The sequence below is a fragment of the Schaalia sp. genome (assembly GCF_050312375.1).
In the GTDB taxonomy this organism is placed as follows: domain Bacteria; phylum Actinomycetota; class Actinomycetes; order Actinomycetales; family Actinomycetaceae; genus Pauljensenia; species Pauljensenia hyovaginalis.
Genome location: NZ_JBNOYB010000056.1, coordinates 16,629 through 37,914, shown reverse-complemented (window position 1 = coordinate 37,914; position 21,286 = coordinate 16,629). Strand labels below are relative to the sequence as shown.

Genomic DNA, 21,286 nt, shown 5'->3' with positions numbered 1-21,286 from the left:
ATCTGACTCGTCGGAGTCCAGGCGCCCCTTTCTGCATCCGTCTAAGGAGTGCGCTGGCTGCCGCAGATCGAGGGCGTGCCAGCGAAGGACGAGAAGAGAAGTTACGTCTTGGCGTAGTTCGAAACAGTGGGCTATCGTATCCACTAGATATGGTGCTTTGAACATCGAGCGCCCACAAGATCTCGTGGTCGAAGACACCCGCCTCCCGTTGAAAGGATCTGCGTGCCAGCCCGACTCCTCGAACTGCTCCCCTCCCTGCCCATCCGCGAACTCTCCCCCGAGGAATCCCCCGACCTCGTCTATTTCTCCTCCGCCTCCGAGAACACCAAGCGCTTCGTCGAAAGACTCAAACGCCCCGCAGTCCGCATCCCCCTCAGGCCCCGTGTCGAGGGCCTCTTGCGGGTCGGCCGCCCCTACGTCCTCATCGTCCCGTCCTACGGGGGAGGGGACAAGACTCAAGCCGTGCCCAAGCAAGTCGGCCTCTTCCTCAACGATCCGCACAACCGCTCCCTCCTGCGCGGCGTCATCACGGGGGGCAATACCAACTTCGGCGAGCACTACTGCATCTCCGGCCCGATCATCGCAGCCAAGTGCAAAGTCCCCGAACTCTACCGATTCGAGCTCCTCGGCACCGATCGCGATGTCGCACGGGTCGATGCCGGCCTCGACCGCTTCTGGGCCGAGATCGAAGGACGATGACGCGAACGCCGCCTCATCGCGATGCGCAGACGAAGCCCTCGAATGAACGAGGGCGGACAACCACGAGTAACGAACCGACGAAAGGCATCATGAACAGATCAAGCACCCCGACTCCCATCACCGAGCGATCCGTCACGCCCCCGCGCTTCCGGCGCGATCCCGAAGCCAGGCTGCGCCCCATCAACTGGAACCGCGTCGATGATCCGAAGGACCACGAGGTCTGGAACCGCCTCACCTCCAACTTCTGGCTTCCCGAAAAGGTCCCCCTGTCCAATGACCTCCCCTCGTGGAACGCGATGACGCAGGAGGAGCGCACCCTCACGATGCGCGTCTTCACGGGGCTCACCATGCTCGACACGGTTCAGGCCACCGTCGGGGAGGTCAGTCAGATCCAGGACGCGCGCACCGAGCACGAGGAGGCCGTGTACACGAACATCGCCTTCATGCAGGCCGTTCATGCGCGCTCCTACTCCTCCATCTTCTCCACGCTGTGCAGCACCGAGGAGATCGATGCGGCCTACGAATGGGCCGTCGGCAACGACCTGCTTCAACTGAGGGCGAAGACCGTCCTGCGCCACTACTACGGGGACGACCCCCTCAAACGCAAAGTCTCCGCGACGCTTCTGTCCTCCCTCCTCCTCTATGCGGGCTTCTACCTGCCCCTCCACTTCTCCGTGCGGGCCAAGCTCATGAACACGGCCGACATGATCCGCCTCATCCTCAGGGACAAGGCCGTTCACGGCTACTACTCGGGGTACAAGTACCAACGGGGACTCGAAGCGCACGATCCCGAGGAGCGGGAGGCGATGCGCGACTTCACCTACTCGCTCCTCGAAGACCTCTACGACCTCGAAATGAGCTATTCGGGCGCCCTCTACGAACCGCTCGGGCTCATGGACGACGTCGCCGTCTTCGTGCGCTACAACGCGAACAAGGCATTGATGAACCTCGGATACCCTGCGCGTTTCTCCCCCGAGGAGACCGAGGTGAAGGCCGAGATCCTCGCCGCCCTCGCCCCCGGCGCCGATGAGAACCACGACTTCTTCTCCGGTTCGGGCTCCTCCTACGTCATCGGCACCGCCGAGGAGACGAGCGACGAGGACTGGGAGTTCTAGGGCAGCGAGGCGGCCGCTCCAGGAGCGCGGGACGAGAAGCGTCCTGCGAAGAAAGGCCGAAAGGAAAGGCATCATGCACACAGTCGCCATCATCGTCGGCAGCCTGAGAAGGGGATCCCTCGCTCGAAGGATCGCCGAAGAGGTCATCCCCTTCTTCCCCGAGGGCTTCGAAACGCGAAACGTCGATATCGCGCATCTTCCCCTGTACAACTTCGACTACGACGATCCTTCGGTCGCGAGCCTCCGGGTTCCCGAGCCCTACCTCGAGTTCCGACGTGCGATCAAGGAGAGCGACGGCGTCCTCTTCGTCACGCCCGAGAACAATCGCACGATTCCCGCCTGCCTGAAGAATGCGGTGGATGTCGCCTCGAAACCGACCGGGGATGTTGCGTGGAAGAATCTGCCCGCCGGGATCATCAGTCATTCCATAGGACGCCTGGGCGGATACAGTGCTCAGAAGAACCTTCGACTCGCGCTGTCCTACTTCGACATGCCGATGCCGGGCCAGCCGGAGGTCTTCCTCGGCGGATCGCACGAACTCCTCTTTCCGGAAGGAGGGTTCAGGGACGAGAGCACCGTCGAATTTCTGCGCGACTACGTCAAGCGATTCGCCGCCCTCGTGGAGCAGACGGCGAGCCGCTGAGGCCCGTCCGCACGACTTCGCGCACCGGCGCCATCGAACGCGATCGAGGTCGCGAAGAGCGCTTCGCAACAGGGTGCGGGACGTGCGGCCGTCCAGAGCCCGGTCGGTCAATGCCGATTGATAGCCTGTCACCATGGTCTTCTCTCAGGTGTCGGCGAGCAATCAGAACTACCTCAAGGCGGTGTGGACCCTGGGGGAGTGGTCTGATGAGGCGGTCACCGCGACGACCGTCGCGGCCAAAGTCGGGGTGCGCCTGTCCACGGCCTCCGACGCGATCCGCAGGCTCGCCGAGCAGGGCTACCTCACCCACGCCCCCTACGGGGCGGTCGCCCTGACGGAGAAGGGGCTGGCGATCGCCCTTGCGATGGTGCGCCGCCATCGCCTCATCGAGGCATTCCTCGTTGAAACCCTCGGCTACCGCGCGGATCAGGTGCATGAGGAGGCCGAGGTCCTCGAGCACGCGGTCTCCGATTTCATGATCGAGCGGATCGACGCTCAGCTGGGCCGACCCGAGCGCGATCCTCACGGCGACCCGATCCCGCGCGCCGACGGCTCCGTCCCGCGGCTCGGAGCGCTCCTGCTCGCCGAAGCCGCCCGCTCCGCTTCGGAGGGGGGCGCGCTGCGCGTCGAGCGCATCGCCGATGACGATCCCGACCTCGTCCGCTTCCTCGCCGAACGCGGCATCGTGTACGGGGCAGAGGCGGTCCTGCGCGAGGCGCCGCCCTATTCGGAGGCCGTGGCGCTGAGCCTGCGGGGAGCCCAGGAGGAGGTCTCCTTCGGGATGGCGGCCGCGAGGGCCGTCTGGGTCTCGATGCTCGACGAGCGGGCCCCGAAGCGCTGATTCGCCCGTCATCCGCTGCTGACGCCCGTCCGGCCCGTCCTGCTCCGCCTCCTTTCCGCTGACCTCATCGCGCGCTCGGCCTTCCTTCCGGCTGGCGCCATCGTGCTCCGCCCGTCCGCCCCTTCCTCGCCTGCCGTCCGTCCGCTCCGCCCTCGTCGTCGCGCCTTTCCGATGAGGCCGGGCCGGCGGGGGCTCGTCCGTGTGCAGCCGCCCGCCGACCCGGGGTCGCGCGCTCAGTTCATCATCCGCGGTCCGTCACCGCCCGCAGTTCCTCATCGATCCGCGTGTGAACCTCGCGGATCGATGAGGGGAGATTCTCGAATCCTCCGAGGTGCTCGGCGCGGAAGCCCATCTCCTGCTTCCAACGCTCGACATCGATGCTGAGGAGTCGGGCGATGTCCTCCTCCGGCACCTCGAGGCCCGTGCGATCAAGCTCCGCGGCCGTCGGGATCGTGCCCACCGGCGTGCGCGTCCCCGACGCGGTGCCGTCTTGGAAATCCATGAGCCACAGGAGGGCGCGCAGGTTCTCGCGGTATCCGGGCCAGAGGAAGCGCCCGTCGTCGGGATCGCGCTGGAACCAGTTGACGTGCGCGAAGACCGGGGGTTTGCTGAGCCCGCCGAGGATCTTGAGCCAGTGGGCGGCGTAGTCGCCCTCGGAATAGGACATGAAGGGGCGCATCGACATCGGGTCGTAGCGCAGCTGGCCCTCGACGCCCTCGGCCGCGAAGGTCGCCTCGGCGCCGAGGGTGAGCCCGTCGTAGACCCCCTCGGCGATGTCCCTCATGGCGCGGATGAGGGGCTCGCGGTCCCGTGTGCGTCCGCCGAAGATGACGGCGTCGATCGGCACGCCCGTCGGAAGGGAGGCGTCGGCGGCGACGGTCGCGACATTGCCGAGGGCGGTCGCGAAACGGCTGTTCGGGTGCGCCCAGGGCAGGTCTTTGTCCTCTTCGCCCCGTTCGCTGATCGGCGCTCCCGTCCAGTCGAGCCATCCGTCGAGGTCGCTCGGCGGCTCGGGCGTGCGCCCCTCCCACCAGACCTCCTGGGTGCGCTCGTTGTAGGCGACGTTCGTGAAGAGGACGCCGCTCCCCTCGCGGATCGCCGACAGGGCGGCGGGGTTCGTCTCCTCGTTCGTGTCCTTCGCGACGCCGAAGACACCGTTCTCGGAGTTCATCCCGTAGAGCCGACCGTCCTCGCCGGCCCACAGCCAGGTGATGTCATCGCCGTAGAACTCGACGCGGTAGCGCTCGCCGAGGGCGTCGGGCGGCAGGGTCATTGCGAGGTTCGTCTTCCCCGAGGCTGAGGGGAATCCGCCGCAGACGTGGTAGGTGCGCCCCGTGTGCGTGTCCACGATTCCGAGGAGCATGAACTGCTCGGCGAGGAACTTCCCGGACTTCCATCCGTCGTAGGCGGATTGGCGCAGGGAGTGGGCGATCTTCCCCAGGAGGGCGTTGCCGCCGTAGGAGGAGCCGTAGTGGATGATGAGGCGCTGATCGGCGATGGTGGCGAAGAGGCGGCGATCCTCGTCCGTGCCCTGGCCGAGGGTGTCGAGGTCGCCGGTCACGTGGACGGCGCGGACGAAGAAGGACGGGTCGTCGAGTCCGTCGAAGAGGTGGAGGCCGACTCGCGCCATGCGGATCATCTGGAGGACGACGACGCGGTTGTCGGTGATCTGGACGCCCGCGGCGTAGGGGGCCAGGGGCGAGCCGGGGACCGCCATGAGGTAGGGGATGACGTACATCGTCTTGCCCGCGAGGGCCCCTGCGACTCGCTCGCGCTGTGCGGCGAGCACCTCTGATGCGGGGCGCCAGTTGTTGTAGAGGCCCTTGTCCGCGGGGTCCGATGTGGCGACCACGGTGCGCCCTTCGGAGCGGGCCGTGTCCTTGGGGTGGGAGCGCGTGTAGTAGCGTCCGGGGCCCGCCGGGAGGACTTCTCCGGCGTCGAGGGCCTCGGCGAGGAGGCGGGCGTCGTCCTCGGCGCTGATGATCTCGATGCGCTCCGGTGCGGTGAGCAGTGCCCATTCCTCGACGAATGCGCGGATGGCGGGGTTGTCGACCCTGCCGTGGTCGAGGCTGTGTCGGATGGTCGTCAGGTCCATTGAGTCTCCTCCTGTCGGGCGGCACGCCGATCGTGCTCTCCTGGCCCCACAGCTTAACTACGTCATGACGAAGAATGAAATACGTGCCAACGAAGTTTTGAAGGGGTGCAGCTTCGGGCGCCCCTCGGAGGGAACGGGGAAGACGCGCAAGGACCGAAGGTCATGAAGGGGTGGTGAGAAACGCCGTGAGGGGCCGCCTCCTCAGGCGGCCCCTCACGGGCGGTGCGATGCCTTCGTCGAGCGGAGCCGCGGCCCTCCCCGGGCGGGAAGAGCGCCTCAAGCGGGGCGCTTCAGCCGGGGCCGCCCCTTAAGTGGGCGGGCCGCCTCAGTGCGGGCGGGCCCAGAACGGGCGTGCCGCCTCAGAGCGGGCGCCTCAACGGGCGAGCGCCTCGGCGGGGAAGTCCTGCGGCCGATCGGTGAAGATGCCGGCGACCCCCCAATCGGCGAGCTCGCGCGCACGATCGAGATCGTTCACGGTCCAGACGTTGACCTCGAATCCCGCATCGCGCATCTCGGCGACCTCCTCGCGCGTGAGCCCCGTATCGTCGGGGTGGATCGCGCGGCACCCGAGAGCAGCGGCGCCCTCCTGCCAGGTGGGGCCGGGCTGATCCTCGCGCTCGAAGAGCCACCCCAGGGCGACCCGGGGGCGCGCCTCGTGGAAGTCCTTGAGGATCTCATGATCGAAGGACGACACGATGAGACGGGAGGGATCAGCGACCGCGTCGATGGCGACCGAGAGGTTCTCAACGAGGGTCTTGCGCAGCTCGAGCCCGCCGTAACACGGCTTGATCTCGAGGTTCATGCCCATGTGCTGCCCGTTGGCGAAGGAGATGACATCCGCGGCCTCGGGAATGCGCTCAAGGCGGTACGTATCCGAGAACCAACGGCCCGCGTCGAGCTTGCGGATGTCCGAGTACGTGAGGCCGTAGTACCCGCCCTCGCCGCTGGTCGTCCGATCGAGGGTGTCATCGTGTATGACGATGAGGGTCCCGTCGGCGATGACGTCGACATCGAACTCGAACCAGGTCGCCCCGACCTCCCATGCCTTGGAGAAGGAGGCGATGGTGTTCTCGGGAGCGAGGGAGGAGGCTCCCCGATGAGCGTAAATACGGGGGAATCCGGTCATGATCGTCCTTATCGTCCGGGGTGTGTGAAGATCGGCGCGAGGCCGGGCGAGCGGTGACGGGAAGTCACCACAGGTCCGGATGGCTCGCAGGAGTGGGGGCGTCGCCCTCCTGGGCGATGAAGATCGCCTCATCGCGCTTCGTCGGCAGAACCTTCTCGACGTAGGAGGCGATGACCTCGTCCAGCGGAAGATCATGCCCGGCCTGCTGAGCCAGGTACCAGCGGTGCTCGAGGAACTCGTGGAACACCTGGGCGGGCTCGAGCTTGCGACCGAGTTCAGGCGGGATCGCGGCGATGACGGGCTCGAAGACCGTGGCGAGCCATTCGTGCGCCGCGAGTTCGAGCGGCATGGCGGGATTGGCGCTCGTGGCCCGGTAGGTTTCGATGTCGTTGAGCAGGCGCCGGGCCTGGTTCTCCCCGACGTCCATGCCGGTCAAGCGCATGAGCTTGCGGTGGTGGTGCCCCGCGTCGACGACCTTCGGCTGGATGCGCAGCTGCGCGGTTCCGGCGACCGAGGACATCTTGAGCTCGGCGACGTCGAAGCCGAGATCGTTGAGGCGCTCGATGCGCCGGGAGACCTTCCACTTCTGATCCGCCTCGATGGTTTCCGTGCCCGTGAGCTCGGTCCACAGGTCCTCGTAGCGGGTGCGGATGCGATCGCCGATCTCGATGGGGTCGGCGTCCTCGGGGAAGAAAGTGCCGGCCTGGAGGTCCATGAGCTCGCCGATGATGTTCGTGCGGGCGAGATCGACATCGTATTCGCGCTGACCCCGGGTGAGCGCCGGATGCAGCTCACCGGTCTCGGCATCGACGAGGTAGGCGGAGAAAGCGCCGGCGTCCCTGCGGAAGAGGGTGTTCGACAAGGAGACATCGCCCCAGTAGAAGCCGAGGAGATGGAGGCGCACGAGGAGGACCGCCAACGCGTCGATCAAGCGGGTCGCGGTGTCCGGGGTCATGTGGCGGCTGAAGAGCGCGCGGTAGGGGAGTGAGAACTGGAGGTGCTCGGTGACGAGGACGGCGTTGAGCTCCTCGCCCGAGGGGGTTCGCCGTCCGGTGATGACGGCCGTGGGCAGGACCGAGGGCGCATCGAGCCTCGACAGGTCGCGGAGCATCTCGTATTCGTGGTGGGCGACGCTCGGCCCGATCTCCTTGACGGCGATGACGCGGTCGGAGAGCTCAACGAAGCGGACGATGTGCCGTGAGATCCCTCGGGGCAGGGCGGCGAGCAGGGAATCGGGCCATTCCTCGAGGGCGACCTCCCAGGGGAGGTCGAGGAGGGCCGGATCGACCGTTGCGGCCATGATCTCCAGAGCTTCAGGCATGACGCCATTGTCTCATCTGCGGGCCCCATGCGGTCATCGCAGATCGCGAGCCCGGATACGGGCCGGCCCCGCCCTCGTGAATCGAGGACGGGGCCGCAAGGGTGAAGCCGCGTTCAGACGCGCATCACTCCGGAAGGCGCATGCCCGTCGAAGCGGAGAAGTTGTGCTGCTGACCGGGCAGGATGCGGGCGTGGACCACGCCGCCGCGGCCGGGAGCCGTGCGCGGGGCGACGCGGACGATGAGCTGCTTGGCCGAGCCCTCCTCGCTCGAGCCGAGGCCGTGCGCGGCGTCCGCTCCGGCGAGGTGGCCGTAGATGTACGCGTCCGAGCCGAGCTCCTCGACGAAGTCGACCTCGATCGGGATCGTGTTCTCGACCTCGGAGGAGACGAGCTCGAGGCCCTCGGGGCGGAAGCCGATCGTGATCTTCCCGCCGTCCTCGGGGGTGAGGGCGTCGAGGGTCGCCTGCGAGAGCGGCACGCGGGCCGGGCCGAGGATCGCGACGCCGCCCTCGACGTCGAACTTGCCGAGATTCATGGCCGGGGAGCCGATGAAGCCCGCGACGAAGTCGTTGGCGGGGCGCTCGTACATCTCCTGCGGGGTGCCGACCTGCTGGAGGAGGCCGTTGTTGAGGACCGCGATGCGGTCGCCCATCGTGAGGGCCTCGGTCTGGTCGTGCGTGACGTACACGGTGGTGACGCCGAGCTCGCGCTGGAGCGAGGCGATCTGGGTGCGGGTCTGGACGCGGAGCTTGGCGTCGAGGTTCGACAGCGGCTCGTCCATGAGGAAGACCTGCGGCTTGCGGACGATCGCGCGGCCCATGGCGACGCGCTGGCGCTGGCCGCCCGAGAGGGCCTTCGGCTTGCGGTCGAGATAGGGCTCCAGGTCGAGGATCTTGGCAGCCTCGTCAACGCGGCGGTTGATCTCGTCCTTGGGGGTGCCGGCGATCTTGAGGGCGAAGCCCATGTTCTCGCGGACCGTCATGTGCGGGTAGAGGGCGTAGTTCTGGAAGACCATCGCGATGTCGCGGTTCTTCGGGGGGACGTCCGTGACGTCCTTGTCGCCGATGAAGATGCGGCCGGCGTTGACGTCCTCGAGGCCGGCGAGCATGCGGAGCGAGGTCGACTTGCCGCAGCCGGAGGGGCCGACGAGGACGAGGAACTCGCCGTCCTCGATCTTGAGGTCGAGCTGGTCGACCGAGGGCTTGTCATTGCCCGGGTAGATGCGGGTGGCCTTGTCGAAGGTGACGGTTGCCATGTTCTCTATTCCTTCCCACCGGCAGGTACGTGCCGGACGATCCGAGTGGGTCCATTGTCAGTCGGCGGCGTCGCCGACGGCCGCCCAACGTTGTGCGACCGTGCTCAACCTATCACCCGCGGGGCGAGGGTGCATGTGAGTCCCGACACGCGGCCCCGAGCCCTCCCCGAGGGGAAGGCGCCTCCCGCTTGTAGGCTTGGGGCGTGAATGCGGGGGATGAGATCGGCGGCTACGCCCTGGTGCGCCGACTCGGGTCGGGCGGTGCGGGCACCGTGTGGCTCGCCGAGGACGGCGGCGGTTCGAAAGTCGCCCTCAAACTCGTCCATCCCGCCCTCGCGGCCGACGAAGCGGCGCGCCGCAGGCTCGAACGCGAAGCCGCGACGGTGAACTCGGTGCGCTCGGACCGCGTCGCGCACGTGGTCGACATCGAAACGGAGGCGAGCCAGCCCTTCATCGCGACCGAGTTCGTCGAAGGGCCGACGCTGGCGTCCCTGCTCGCCCAGGGCCCGCTGTCGCCGCAGGCGGTGGCCGCCCTGGCGATGGATCTTGCCCGGACGGTCGAAGCGGTTCACGAGGCGCGGATCGTCCACCGCGACATCAAGCCCTCGAACATCATCTGCTCGCTCGACGGCCCGGTCCTCATCGACTTCGGCATCGCGATGACCGATGGGGACGAGCACTTCACGCGCACCGGCCTGGTGTCGGGCACCGCGGGCTACACGGCTCCCGAGCTCCTGCGCGCCCAGGAGGCCGATGACGCCTCCGATTGGTGGGCGTGGACGGCGACCCTCCTGGCCGCTTCGACGGGGCGCCCGCCCTACGGGACGGGGGACGTCCAAGGCGTCATCATGCGGGTGCTCACCGGGGAGGCCGATCTCGCCGGGGTCGACCCGCGGGTCGACCCCGTTCTGCGCCTGGCGCTGTCGCCGGATGCGAGCGCCCGGCCCGGAGTCGACGAGATCGTCGAGGAGCTCGTGGCGGCCTTCGGCCTGCCCCAGGGCGCCCTCGACTCCGACGATCTCGACTGGGCGGCCCTCTTCGCCGATGAAGCCGATCGTGCGCGCACTCAGGTGATCGCGCCGCCGCCTTCGCCGGAGCCCCCCCTCGCGCGTACGAAAGCGATGCCGACCGCGGATGTCACGGTTCCGCTCGGAACCCGGGTCGCACCGCTCGCCCCGCCCCCGGTGGTGCCTTCCGATAGCTATGCGGCGGCGGGCGCGCCCTGGCCGCAAGCGCAGTACCCGAGCGCGCCGGAGGGCGCCCCCTTCCAGTCGAATCCTCACCCGGGCGCTCCCCCAGTCGGCGGCGCACTCTACGCGCCCCTTTCCGTCGCCGTGTACGAGGACTCCGCGGCATCCCCGTACACCCTCGACGCCGGGTACCTTCCCAACTTCCCCCGGGTCCCCTGGGTCCTCGGCCCGGCGCTCCTCATGCCCCTGGGGATGCTCCCGATCCTCATGGGGGCTTCGGGGACCCTCCTCGTCCTCGGACTCCTGCTCGTCGTCGCCTTCGCGGGGGCCTGCCTGAGGCGCCGAGAGCGCCGGCGCTGCAAGGCCGGGGCGAAGCGGGCCTCGGACACCGCGGCGATGATCGCCGCTTCGCCCCTCATGCTGCTCAGGGCCGCCGCCGGTCTCGCACTCTCCCTCGCACTCGGCTTCCTCGTCCCCTACGGGGCGTGGGTCCTCAACTCCTACGCCTCGACCGGCGACCCGATGTGGCAGATGATCCCCTCCCTCGTGACATCCCCGAAGGCCACCATCGGCACCGGGATCATCGCGGACCCGTTCGGCGCGGCAGGGGCCTGGCTGGTGAGCTGGGGCGGCTTGCTGCTCGCCTGGTGCATGCCCTCCGCCGTCGATCTGCGCGACGGCGCGGGCCGATTCACGAGGGCGGTGCTGCGGGGCTGGTGGATGCGCGCCCTCGTCGTCCTCGCGTGCGCGGGTGTCGTATTCGCGACGTGGATTCTTCTCACAGGGGGCATCGCCGGGGCGGCGGCCTGAAGCTCCTCCGGCTACTCTGACGATGGCAATGCAATGGAAGGAGGGCCGATGGCCTCCAAGAGAACTCTCGACGATCCCGTGCGGATGAAGGCGCAGCAGCTGCGTGAAGCCCAGGAGAAGGCGGACCGGCGGACGAGGGCGATCATCATCTCGATCGTCGTCGTGGTCGTCCTCGCGGTGGTGGCGACGGTGGCGATCGTCATCTCCCGGCAGATCGCGAAGAAGTCCGAGGCGCTGACGGCCGATCCGGTCGCCGTCCTGGGCGACTACGCCTCGGGCGAGCCGATCCTGTACTCGCACCTCGGGGTCGGCAAGATCGATGAGTCCCTGCCGACTCTCACCGAGTACTTCGACTACTCCTGCCATGCTTGCGCCGATATCGACGTGCTGATCGGCGCGCAGGTCTCCGCGGGTGCGCAGAAGGGCGAGTACAACGTGAAGTACCAGCCCGTGCAGACCATCGGCTTGGGCTACATGAGTCCTGCGACCTCGGCGTCGCTCATCGTCGCCCAGAAGGACCCCGAGCATTGGGCGGCCTTCCACCATGCCCTGCTCGCCTACTTCTCCACGCAGTTCAGAGCGGGTAAGGGCGAGGTCATCCAGGACATCGACAATTCCTGGAAGCAGGTGAAGGTGATCGCCTCGCAGGTGGGCGTGCCCGAATCCGTCTCCGACGGCTTCCCGGTCAACGTCGTCACCGACTACCTCGCCGCTTCCAGCCAGGCATGGCGGGACGCCCCCGTCCAGGGGCGCTCCAAACTGGGAACCCCGGAGTTCGTGAACAACGACTCCGTGAAGATCGAACTGTCGGGGAAGGACCCGGCGGCGATCCTGGCTTCCCTGAGGGCGGGCATGGGGCTCCCCGTTGATGGGGCTCCGAGCTCGGAATCCGCTCAGTCCGAGTGATGGCGCCGGGCCCCGACGATTCGTCGGGGCCCGCGTCGTCATGGCACACTGTGTGCCGTCGCCGCCTTAGCTCAGTTGGTAGAGCAGCTGTCTTGTAAACAGCAGGTCATCGGTTCGAGCCCGATAGGCGGCTCCGCTGGAAAACGGCCCCGCACCCGGGGGAACGGGGTGCGGGGCCGCTTCCGTTCCGCCCTCATTTCGTCGCTGTGCTAGCCATCGCGCTAGCCATTGGGAATCGCGGCCTTCGCGCGCGTCGGGATCGAGGACGAATCGCGGCGGGCGGCCGAGGCGATGGCGCGGACGATCGAGCACCCGTGGAGCGAGCTGTCCGGGCGGCCTCGTCCGATTCTCCGGATCCACCTTGAATGCCCGCCCCGGACGGCGTAATCTCTGCATCAATCGGAAACCGAAGAAGGTCTCCAGCGTTTCCTTAGGGGCGTCCATGCCAAGAGCCAAATCCGAAGAACTGCGCATCCGCTGCCTCGACGGCGCGATCCTCCTCATGACGGAAATCGGCCCGAATTTCACCATGAGCGAGCTCGCATCCGCACTGAAGATCTCCAAGAAGACCCTCTACGTCTACTTCTGCGACAAGGAGGACCTCCTCCTCGGCGCGGTCGACCGCTGGTTCGACCAGGTCAAGGTCGCGGAACGGGCGATCCTGGAGGACGAAGGACTCTCGACCCTCGAGAAGATGCGGCGGATCATCGCGGTTCAACCCGCCCAGTACCCCCTCCTGTCCTGGAGCGAAGTCGCGCCGATGACCGCGAAGTACCCGCGCGTCTACGACCGGGTGCTCCAACGCCTGGAGACCGAATGGGAACCGACGATCGGACTGATGGAGCACGGCATCGCAACCGGCGAATTCAGACGATTCGACGTGAACATGGCCCGGGCGCTCATCGAAGGCGCATTCGAATACCTCCTGACCCACCCCCTCAAGCGCGAGCACTGGCATCACCACCTCGAAGAGATGGTGGACATCGTCATCTTCGGGGTCGCGGCCCGCGGCGACGACGAGGAGAGGGAATGACACGCTACGCCCTGAATGAAGGATGGGGCTTCACCCCCGACTGGGATGACGCCCTCCTGGGAGCGCCCACCTCCTCGGCGCTCGAAGACGTCCCGGCCAAGCGCCTCTTGAAGGTGCGCCTGCCGCACACGGTCAAGGAGATGCCGCTCGACTGCTTCGACGATGCGGACTTCCAACTCCTGTCCGGCTACGTCCGCCGACTCGAAGTCCCCCGCGAATGGGAGGGCAAGACGGTTCGACTCATCCTCGACGGAGCCGCCCACCGCTCGGAGGTCTTCTGCAACGGCGAATCCGTCGGCGTGCACGAGTGCGGATGGACGGCCGGAGAGTTCGACCTGACGCCCTTCCTGCGCGCGGGGGCGACGAACACGATCGCCGTTCGCCTCGACTCGCGCGAAAGCCTCGACCAGCCGCCCTTCGGCGGAGTCGTCGATTACCTCGCCTACGGCGGGCTCTACCGCGAAGCGCACCTGGAGGTGACGGGCAGGGCGCGCATCGCGGACGTCTTCGCGCGCCCGGATCATCTCGGATCCCTCGGACTCGACGCGCAGATCGAGGGCGAGCTCGACGGCCTGTCGCTCCGCATCGCCCTCGACAGCGCCCGGGGCGAACGGCTCCTCGACGAGTCCCACCCCCTGTCCGAGCATCGCTTCACCGCCTCCTTCCAGGTCGGGGGCATCACGCCCTGGAGCCCGGACCGCCCCGACTTGTATCGCCTGTCGATCGCCCTCGTCGATGACGAGGGGAGCGAAGTGGACGCCGAAGAGCTGCGGATCGGCTTCCGGACGATCGAATGGCGCGCCGAGGGACTCCTCCTCAACGGACGCCCCTTCGCCCTGCGCGGCCTGAACCGCCACCAGTCCTACCCGCATCTCGGATACGCGGTCCCGGCCAGGGCCCAGCGGCTCGACGCCGACATCCTCAAGCGCGAATTGGGCTGCACGGTCGTGCGGACCAGCCACTACCCCCAGTCGCACCACTTCATCGAGCGCTGCGACGAGATCGGCCTGCTCGTCATCACCGAGATCCCCGGCTGGCAGCACATCGGCGGATCGGAATGGAAGACCCGGGCCGTCCGCAACACGATCGACATGGTCCGCCAATGGCGCAACCACCCCTCGATCATCGCCTGGGGCGTGCGCATCAACGAATCCCAAGACGACGACGCCTTCTACGCGCGAACCAACGCCGCGGCGAGGGAACTCGATCCGACCCGCCCCACGACGGGAGTCAGGAACTTCCCCAAATCGCACCTGCGCGAAGACGTCTACGCCTACAACGACTTCATCCACTCCGGATCGAACCGCGGGGTCGACCCGAAGAAGAAGGTCACCCCCGATCCGGGCAAAGGCTACTTCGTGTCCGAGCACAACGGGCACATGTTCCCCACGAAGGCCTACGACGACGAGGAGCACCGCCTGTCGCAGGCGCTGCGGCACGCGCGCGTCCAAGACGACGCCGCAGGGGCCGAGGGGATCGCCGGGGCGATCGGCTGGTGCCTGACCGACTACCAGACTCACAAGGACTTCGGCTCCGGGGACCGCGTCTGCCATCACGGAGTGATGGACCAGTTCCGCAACCCCAAGCTCGCCGCTGCCCTGTACGCCTCGCAGAAGGACCCGTCCGAAGGGACCGTGCTCGAGCCGAGCTCGACGATGGACATCGGCGAGCATCCGGGCGGAGCCCTAGGCGACATCGTCGTCTTCACGAACGCGCAGGCCGTGCGCCTGTACCGCAATGACGAGCTGGTCGGTGAGTTCACGCCGGATCGCATGCGCTTCCCCCACCTGCCCCATCCCCCGGTCGTCATCACCGACACGATCGGCGACCTCATGGAGCGCCACGAGGGCTTCGACCATCGCACCGCCGAAAGGGTCAAACGCGTCCTGAAGGATGCCGCCGCCCACGGCCCGACGGGCCTTCCCCCGAAGTCCATGCTGACGGCCGCCTGGCTCATGGCCTCCAAGCGCTTCACCCTGGAAGAGGCGACGCGGCTGTACAACCGGTGGATGGCCCCCTGGGGCGGCGAATCCGTCGTCTGGCGATTCGAGGCCGTCTTGGACGGCGAGGTGATCGCCTCGTGCGAGCGCGCGCCGGGCAGCCGCCTTATCCTGCGCGCCTCGGCCGACACGCATGTCCTGGTCGACGGCGATACCTGGGACATGGCCACGGTCCGCATCGAGGCCGTCGACGAATTCGGCGCGCGCAGGACCTACGCTCAGCGGGCGCTCCGCTTCAGCGTCGAGGGCGCTGCCGAGCTCGTCGGACCCGACGCGGTCCCGCTCATCGGCGGCGCCTGCGGGGCCTACGTGCGCTCGATCGGCAAGGCCGGTTCGGCCCGCCTCACGGTGTCGTGTCAGGGCGCGGAGCCGCTCGTCGTCGATTTCAACGTGGAGAAGAAGGAGACGCCAGGATGGCGATGAACGGGGCGAGCGCGTCGAGGCCGAAACGGTTCGGCTACGGCGTCGGCGCGATCGGCAAGGACATGGTGTACGCCCTCGTTTCGGGCTTCATCCTCTACTTCTACAACGACGTCCTCGGCGCCTCGGGAGCCTTCATCGGCATCATGATGATGGCCGCGCGCGTCTTCGACGCCTTCAACGACCCGATCATGGGCGTGATCGTCGAGAAGACCCGGACCCGCTGGGGCCGCTTCCGCCCCTGGATCTTCACGGGCACCCTCACGAACGCCCTCGTCCTCTACGCGATGTTCGCCGTCCCCGAAGGGGTGGAGGGCTCCGCCCTCCTCGCCTGGATGAGCGTCGCCTACTTCCTGTGGGGCATCACCTACACCCTGATGGACATCCCCTTCTGGTCGATGATCCCGGCGATCACGAGGCCCGGCAAGGATCGCGAGGCGATGGCCGTCATCGGGCGCACCTGCGCCGCAGTCGGCTACGCGGTGCCCACGGTCGCGACGATGCTCGTCGTCGTCAGGGTTGGCTCGGGCGAACGGGACGGATTCGCCCTCCTCGCGGGCGTCGTCGCAGCGGTCTTCATCATCGCCGAGCTCATCATGGTCGCCCTGGTCAAGGAGGACGCGCCCCGGGCGGCCCTCCCCCCGACCGGGCCCTCCGAGGGGGCCGTCGGGCGCAGCGTCCCGCCCTCGTCCCCGAGGATCTCGGAGATGTTCCGCGCCCTCTTCGCCAACGATCAGGCGATGGTCGTGGTCGTCGGAATCGTCGTCTTCAACGCCTCCCTGTACCTCACCTCGCAGCTCGCGGTGTACTTCTTCAAGTACGACATGGGCGACTCCGACCTCTTCGGCCTCTTCGGGGCGGTCGGCGGCGCCGGCCAGATCCTCGCGATGGCCTCCTTGCCGCTGCTGCGCAAGAGGTGGAGCGCGCGGACGATCCTCACCGGGGCGATCTCGACGACGGTCATCGGCTACATCCTCCTTTTCGCCTTCTCGCTCCTCGGCGTGCGGCAGGTGCCGGCGCTCGCCCTGTGCGCCTTCATCATCTACATCGGCTTCGGCCTGGCGACCGTGCTCACGACCGTCTTCCTCGCCGACACGGTGGATTACGGGCAGCTCCGCACGGGGCGGCGCGACGAGGCCGTGATCTTCTCGATGCAGACCTTCGTCGTCAAGCTCGCCTCGGCGCTGTCGGTCCTGCTCGCGGGCGTCGGCATCGACGTCATCGGCCTGAACCCGGACGCAGCTGTGCAGAGCGCCTCGACCCTCATGGGCCTGCGCGTCCTCATGATGCTCGTCCCGGTCGCGGGCATCGTCTTCGCCCTCGTCTTCCTGCGCGCCCGCTACCGCCTCGACGAGGCCGAACTCGCGCGCATTTCAGAGGCTCTCGGCCGTCGAGGCCAACAGCACGCCGCATCGTCCCCGAGCATCGAGGGCGACAACGCGGCGACGGACTGAAAGGGAAAGCGAAGACGATGATCCGCAAGGCCTCCGGCGTCTGGTGCATCGAGACCGCGCACACGGGGTACTACCTCGCCGAGCGCGGCCCCCTCGTCGAGCACCTCCACTACGGGCGGCGCCTGGAGCCGGATCTGGAGGCGATGAGGGCGCCGATCGCAGTCGCAATGGGGACCGACGTCATCCACGATCCCCTCAACGACCCCGTCCTCTCCCTGCTGCACCTGGGGCTGGAGGTCTCGCCCCTCGACAAGGGGGACTACCGCCCCGGCGCACTCGCGATGAGGGACGCGCGCGGCTCAGCGGTTCACGACCTGCGCTGCGAGGGGATCGAACTGCTCAGCGCGCCCGCACCCGCCGCGGGCCTGCCGCAGGTCCGCGGCGGCTCCGACACCCTCGTCGTCCGTGCCGCAGCGGCCCCGTCGGGGGCGCTCGTCGAGCGCTTCTACACGCCCCTCGAGGACTGCGACGTCATCGTCGTGCGCACGCGGGTCACGAATCGGGGTGAAGGGCCGCTGCGGCTGGAGCGCCTCTTCTCCTACCAGCTCGACCTCCCGGGGCGCGAATGGGAGCTCGTGTCCTTCACGGGCGCGTGGGCGCGGGAGTTCGCGCCCGCGCGGCGCCCCGTCGAAGCCGGGGCCGCCCTCGTCGCCTCGCGCTCCGGCGTCTCCTCCCACTACGCGAACCCCTTCGCGATGGTGTGCTCGCGCGGCGCCGACGAGACGAGCGGCGAGGTCTACGGGACGAATCTGCTCTGGTCGGGCTCCCACGAGACGATCCTCGAGGCCGGGCCCTATTCCACGACCCGCCTCCTTTCGGGCATTCAAACCGAGGGCTTCGCGTGGACCCTCGCGCCGGGCGAGTCCTTCGACTCCCCCGAGGCGGTCCTCGCCTACTCCGCCAGCGGTTTCGAAGCCCTCAGCCATTCGATGCACGCCCTCGTCCGCGAGCACATCGTCCCTCCCCGATGGGCGGGCGTCGAGCGCCCCGTCCTCGTCAACACCTGGGAGGCGATGTACTTCGACCTGTCCGAGAAGCGCCTCGACGCCCTCGCCCGTTCGGCCTCGTCGATCGGCGCGGAGCTCTTCGTCCTCGACGACGGCTGGTTCGGCAGGCGCACCTGCGACGAGCGGGGACTGGGCGACTTCTCGGTGAATCGCAAGCGCCTCCCCTCCGGTTTGACGGGGCTGGCGGGCCGATTGAAGAAGCGCGGCCTCGACTTCGGACTGTGGGTCGAGCCGGAGATGGTGAACCGCGACTCCGCCCTTTTCGAGGCCCATCCCGACTGGATCCTCGCCGACCCCGGGACGGAGCCCTCCCCGAGCCGGCACCAGTTCGTCCTCGACCTGTGCCGCGAGGAAGTCCAGGACCACCTCATCGGGCAGATCAGCGCCCTGCTGGACTCCGCGCCGATCCGATACGTCAAGTGGGACATGAACCGGCACCATTCCGACCGCTTCAGTTCCGCCCTGTCCGAGCAGGGGCGCCTCGACGTCGCCTGGACGCGCGGCCTGTACCGGGTGCTCCGCGAGATCACCGCCGCCCACCCGGATGTCCTCTTCGAGTCATGCGCTTCGGGCGGCAACCGCGTCGACCTGGGCATGGCGAGCTACATGCCCCAGGTCTGGCTCTCCGACGACACGGACGCCTGGGAGCGGGCGCGCATCCAGAGCGGCGCCTCTTACGGGTACCCGCAGTCCCTGTGGGGCTCGCACGTCGGGGCCTCGCCGAACCACCAGACCCTGCGATGCTCATCCATCGAGGCGCGCTTCGACGTCGCGGCCTTCGGACTGCTCGGTTACGAGCTCGACCTCGACGGCCTTTCGCCCGCCGAGCTGCGGGCCGTGCGCGCGCAGCGGCGCTTCTACGGGGAGCATCGCGGGCTCTTCCAGTTCGGGCGCTGGTACAGGCTCCGTTCGCCCTTCGAGTCCGATGAGTGCGCGTGGATGGTGGTGGCGCCCGATTCGAGCGAGGCCGTCGTGATGGAAATGGTCGGACGCGCCGCTGCGAACGCCGATGCGACGCCGCTGCGTCTGCGGGGCCTGGACCCTCGGGCCCGCTATCGCGTGTCGACCAGGCGGGAGATGCTCGACCCCCGGGTCTTCGGGTCGCTCATCAACACGGCCCTGCCCCTGCGCGTCGATCATGAGGGCGCGCTCGTGCGCGCGGTGGCGCGGCATCGGCCGATGATGACGGAGGCCTTCGAGGTGGAGGCGTCGGGCTCCGTGCTCATGAACGCGGGTCTGCGTTTTCCGCAGCGCTTCGCGGGCACGGGATTCGTCGAGGGGATGCGGGTGATGCCGGACGGCTCCGCGCGCCTGCACCTCGTGACGAAGCTGTCCTGACGAGGCGGTGCTCGAGGAGGTGCTGTGAGGCGGCGCTCGCGGTCGGCTCACTGAAGCGGCGGGAACTCCTCGAGTGAGAAGAGGGACTCGACCGGAACGTGGAAGTAGCGGGCGATACGCAAAGCGAGCGAGAGCGAGGGCGAGTACTCGCCGCGCTCCAAGTACCCGATCGTCTGGTAGTGGACGCCGAGCGCATCGGCAAGCTCGCGCCGGGAGACCTTCCGGTCGGCGCGCAGGACGGCGATGCGGTTGTGGACGAGGTCGTCGTGTACCATCAGATCCCTGACTGCCTCCTCAGTGCGAATCGGAGTTGTTCCAGGGTAGTCAGAGATTCCTTCCGGAAGGAGGAGCGGACGATCCGCGCGGCGAGGGCGAAGCCGAGGACGGTCCATGCCAGGAGGATCGCGATCGCGAGGAGGGGGTGGTACCCGCCGCCGATCTCGATGCCCGATCCGTTGCCGCCGACGAGGGCCCAGCGGGACAGGTGCCCGAACCAGTAGAAGGGGAGGGGCGCCTGGATCGCCTGGAGCCAGGTCGGCATGTCGCTGAGCGGGAAGAATGAGCCCGAGACCGTCCACAGGCCGATGAGGGCGACGGTCGCGCCCATGAGCGAGTAGACGCCCTTCGCGAAGGCTCCGAGGATGAAGCCGATCGGCGCGGCCGCCGCCGAGCAGAGGAGGAGGATCGGGATCATGAGGAGGATCGAGCCGAAGGGGATCTCGAGCTCGGGGAAGAGGATCAGGGTCGCGGCGAGGAGGAGGCCCTGGGTGAGGGCGATGAGTGCGAGATTCGACAGAGTCTTGCCGATCGTCCATGTGAGCGGCCCGTTCGGCAGCAGACGGGCGCGGATGAGCGTGCCGTTCACCCTTTCGGAGTAGTACTCGGACACGAGCTGGAGGGGCAGCATCGCGGCGGTCGCGCCGACCATCCCGGGGAGGAATGCGGATGCCCAGGGTCCGAGGGTGAGGCCTTTCGAACGGAACCACACTCCGAGGGTGATGAAGACGGCGACCGGGAAGAGGATGCCGATGCCGGAGGCGGAGGTGTAGTAGGGGCGCAGGTCCGTCTTCGCCTGGAAGAGTGCGGACTGCATGAGGGTGGCGGGTCGGGTTCGGATCGTCATTTCACGCCCTCCTTCATGGGCTGGTTCGCTGCGCTGCGCCGGGCCTCGTCGGCGGGCCCGTCTTCGTTCATGAGGGCGAGGTAGGCCTCCTCCAGGGTCGGGCGGGTCACCGTCAGGTGCTCGATGGGCCCGGAGAGGATCGTGCGGAGGAAGGCTTCGGGCTGATCGGTCGAGTGGACGTAGGTGGTCCCCTCTTCCTCCCAAGTCACCTGCGCGTTGCGCGAGTAGGCGTCGAGGATGGAGTCGGCGCTGCCTTCGGCGACGATGCGGCCGTGGTTCATGATCGCGATCCGCGTGGCGATCTTCTGGGCTTCGGCGAGGTCGTGGGTCGTGTAGAGGACCGCGGCCCCTTCGTCGAGGGCCGCGCCGACGATGTCGTGGACTTGCGCCTTCGAGACGGGGTCGAGTCCGGTCGTCGGTTCGTCGAGGATGAGGAGGCTCGGTCGGGCGAGGAGCGCGAGTGCGAAGTCGACGCGGCGCCGTTGTCCGCCCGAGAGGCGGGACAGGGGTGACTGCGCTTTGTCGGTCAGGCCCACCGCTTGGAGGAGTTCGTCGGTCGGGCGCGTCGGGGCGCCGACTGATTCGTGGAGGAGGCGCGTCCATTCGAGGAGGTCCTTCACGCGCCACTTCGGGTGGTCGGAGGAGTTCTGCTGGACGAGGCCGATTTTCGACCAGAAGGGGCCGGTCGCCGATCGGGGGTTCTCGCCCATGATGCGAATGGCCCCCGCCTGCGGGGAGACCGTGCCCAGGATGTTCTCGACGAGCGTGGTCTTCCCGGTGCCGTTGGGTCCGAGGAGGCAGCAGAGCTCCCCGGCGCTGAGGGTGAGGTCGACGCCGTGAAGGACGGGCGTCGTGCCCCAGGCGAAGTGGATGCCGTCGACGTCGACGAGGGGGTCCATCTCTCCTCCAG

17 protein-coding genes and 1 tRNA gene are annotated in these 21,286 nt (G+C 67.9%); 11 read left to right on the top strand and 7 right to left on the bottom strand.

Annotated features, from left to right (window positions below; translation table 11 throughout):
- Positions 1-255 precede the first annotated feature (255 nt).
- The 4 genes from nrdI (at position 256) to ACQY7V_RS04670 (ending at position 3,298) form a co-directional block, all read left to right on the top strand.
- On the top strand, positions 256-699 hold the full coding sequence (nrdI, locus tag ACQY7V_RS04685; RefSeq protein ID WP_428639132.1) for a class Ib ribonucleoside-diphosphate reductase assembly flavoprotein NrdI: 444 nt from the start codon (positions 256-258) through the stop codon (positions 697-699).
- 89 nt (positions 700-788) lie between these two features.
- Positions 789-1,814 carry a class 1b ribonucleoside-diphosphate reductase subunit beta gene (gene nrdF, locus ACQY7V_RS04680; protein ID WP_235361475.1) on the top strand — a complete coding sequence of 342 codons (1,026 nt, stop codon included), beginning with the start codon at positions 789-791 and terminating at the stop codon, positions 1,812-1,814.
- A gap of 73 nt (positions 1,815-1,887) precedes the next feature.
- Positions 1,888-2,457: an NADPH-dependent FMN reductase gene (locus ACQY7V_RS04675; RefSeq protein ID WP_320836315.1), complete on the top strand. Its 570-nt coding sequence runs from the start codon at positions 1,888-1,890 to the stop codon at positions 2,455-2,457.
- Positions 2,458-2,590: 133 nt separating this feature from the next.
- Positions 2,591-3,298: a metal-dependent transcriptional regulator gene (locus ACQY7V_RS04670; protein ID WP_154476068.1), complete on the top strand. Its 708-nt coding sequence runs from the start codon at positions 2,591-2,593 to the stop codon at positions 3,296-3,298.
- A gap of 241 nt (positions 3,299-3,539) precedes the next feature.
- On the opposite strand, the gene ACQY7V_RS04665 is transcribed toward ACQY7V_RS04670, so the two are convergent.
- The 4 genes from ACQY7V_RS04665 to ACQY7V_RS04650 all read right to left on the bottom strand — a co-directional run bounded on the left by ACQY7V_RS04665 (position 3,540) and on the right by ACQY7V_RS04650 (position 9,095).
- A complete protein-coding gene (locus ACQY7V_RS04665) occupies positions 3,540-5,393 on the bottom strand; it encodes a phosphoenolpyruvate carboxykinase (GTP) (protein ID WP_428639128.1) in 1,854 nt (617 codons plus the stop codon).
- A gap of 373 nt (positions 5,394-5,766) precedes the next feature.
- Positions 5,767-6,519: a glycerophosphoryl diester phosphodiesterase gene (locus ACQY7V_RS04660; RefSeq protein WP_303778173.1), complete on the bottom strand. Its 753-nt coding sequence runs from the start codon at positions 6,517-6,519 to the stop codon at positions 5,767-5,769.
- Between the two features lie 64 nt (positions 6,520-6,583).
- Entirely contained in the window at positions 6,584-7,840 is a 1,257-nt protein-coding gene (locus tag ACQY7V_RS04655) for a DUF4032 domain-containing protein (RefSeq protein WP_154476074.1), read from the bottom strand.
- A gap of 124 nt (positions 7,841-7,964) precedes the next feature.
- Positions 7,965-9,095 (bottom strand): ABC transporter ATP-binding protein, encoded by a 1,131-nt coding sequence (locus ACQY7V_RS04650; RefSeq protein WP_154476076.1) that lies wholly within the window; start codon positions 9,093-9,095, stop codon positions 7,965-7,967.
- 203 nt (positions 9,096-9,298) lie between these two features.
- On the opposite strand from ACQY7V_RS04650, the gene ACQY7V_RS04645 reads away from it, so the two are divergent.
- The 7 genes from ACQY7V_RS04645 (at position 9,299) to ACQY7V_RS04615 (ending at position 19,253) form a co-directional block, all read left to right on the top strand.
- Positions 9,299-11,095: a serine/threonine-protein kinase gene (locus ACQY7V_RS04645; RefSeq protein ID WP_428639125.1), complete on the top strand. Its 1,797-nt coding sequence runs from the start codon at positions 9,299-9,301 to the stop codon at positions 11,093-11,095.
- A gap of 48 nt (positions 11,096-11,143) precedes the next feature.
- Positions 11,144-12,001: a DsbA family protein gene (locus ACQY7V_RS04640; RefSeq protein WP_303843452.1), complete on the top strand. Its 858-nt coding sequence runs from the start codon at positions 11,144-11,146 to the stop codon at positions 11,999-12,001.
- Positions 12,002-12,061: 60 nt separating this feature from the next.
- Positions 12,062-12,134, top strand: a tRNA-Thr gene (locus ACQY7V_RS04635).
- A gap of 309 nt (positions 12,135-12,443) precedes the next feature.
- A complete protein-coding gene (locus ACQY7V_RS04630) occupies positions 12,444-13,034 on the top strand; it encodes a TetR/AcrR family transcriptional regulator (RefSeq protein ID WP_154476080.1) in 591 nt (196 codons plus the stop codon).
- A complete protein-coding gene (locus ACQY7V_RS04625; protein ID WP_320836319.1) occupies positions 13,031-15,457 on the top strand; it encodes a glycoside hydrolase family 2 protein in 2,427 nt (808 codons plus the stop codon). The genes ACQY7V_RS04630 and ACQY7V_RS04625 overlap by 4 nt, the downstream gene beginning before the upstream one ends.
- Positions 15,448-16,908, top strand: coding sequence for a glycoside-pentoside-hexuronide (GPH):cation symporter (locus tag ACQY7V_RS04620; RefSeq protein WP_428639122.1), 1,461 nt, complete (start codon positions 15,448-15,450; stop codon positions 16,906-16,908). Before ACQY7V_RS04625 ends, ACQY7V_RS04620 begins: the two co-directional genes overlap by 10 nt.
- A 17-nt stretch (positions 16,909-16,925) precedes the next feature.
- Positions 16,926-19,253: an alpha-galactosidase gene (locus ACQY7V_RS04615; RefSeq protein WP_428639120.1), complete on the top strand. Its 2,328-nt coding sequence runs from the start codon at positions 16,926-16,928 to the stop codon at positions 19,251-19,253.
- Between the two features lie 47 nt (positions 19,254-19,300).
- Here ACQY7V_RS04615 and ACQY7V_RS04610 read toward each other — a convergent pair whose 3' ends face one another.
- Genes ACQY7V_RS04610 through ACQY7V_RS04600 form a run of 3 tightly spaced genes read right to left on the bottom strand, consistent with a single transcriptional unit; the run spans position 19,301 to position 21,275 of the window.
- The gene (locus ACQY7V_RS04610) at positions 19,301-19,528 is read right to left on the bottom strand and encodes a helix-turn-helix transcriptional regulator (protein WP_428639118.1); all 228 of its coding nucleotides are present in this window, start codon (positions 19,526-19,528) and stop codon (positions 19,301-19,303) included.
- Entirely contained in the window at positions 19,528-20,376 is an 849-nt protein-coding gene (locus ACQY7V_RS04605) for an ABC transporter permease (RefSeq protein ID WP_428639116.1), read from the bottom strand. Before ACQY7V_RS04605 ends, ACQY7V_RS04610 begins: the two co-directional genes overlap by 1 nt.
- Positions 20,373-21,275: an ABC transporter ATP-binding protein gene (locus tag ACQY7V_RS04600; RefSeq protein WP_303772976.1), complete on the bottom strand. Its 903-nt coding sequence runs from the start codon at positions 21,273-21,275 to the stop codon at positions 20,373-20,375. Before ACQY7V_RS04600 ends, ACQY7V_RS04605 begins: the two co-directional genes overlap by 4 nt.
- Positions 21,276-21,286: the final 11 nt, after the last annotated feature.